This window comes from Lactobacillus nasalidis (assembly GCF_016587775.1).
Taxonomy (GTDB): Bacteria; Bacillota; Bacilli; order Lactobacillales; family Lactobacillaceae; genus Lactobacillus; species Lactobacillus nasalidis.
Map to the genome: position 1 here is coordinate 1 of NZ_BOCG01000530.1, position 337 is coordinate 337.

At 45.4% G+C, this 337-nt stretch carries 1 protein-coding gene; it reads right to left on the bottom strand.

Annotated elements, in window-relative coordinates; all coding sequences use genetic code 11:
* Window positions 1-309, bottom strand: a 309-nt coding sequence (locus lacNas_RS10390; protein WP_201346834.1) for a DUF956 family protein, incomplete at its 3' end; no start/stop codon positions are given.
* Window positions 310-337: the final 28 nt, after the last annotated feature.

Below are 337 nucleotides of genomic sequence, written 5' to 3' on the forward strand. Positions count from 1 at the left end.
CATGTGGTCGGCCGGGACGTACTTGCGGATAGCCCGCAGAGTTCTCTTTGGATCCTTAGTGATGAAGATGAACTTGCCATCTTTCTTGGTCCGAATTTCAAAGCGGGGAATGTACTTCCCTTTGAAATGGACACCGGCCACCACATAAGTCACCTGATCCCAAGGAATCTGAATGTAGTCTTCAACATTCTTCTCATTATAGAATTCAAAAGCTTCATCGCCGATCATGACTTTGCCATAGGTAGACATGGCCCGGAACCAAGTTCCTTGTACAGCCAGATCAACGGTTTTATTCATTGATTGAGCCATTTGTTAATCTTACATCAAGCCCCATACG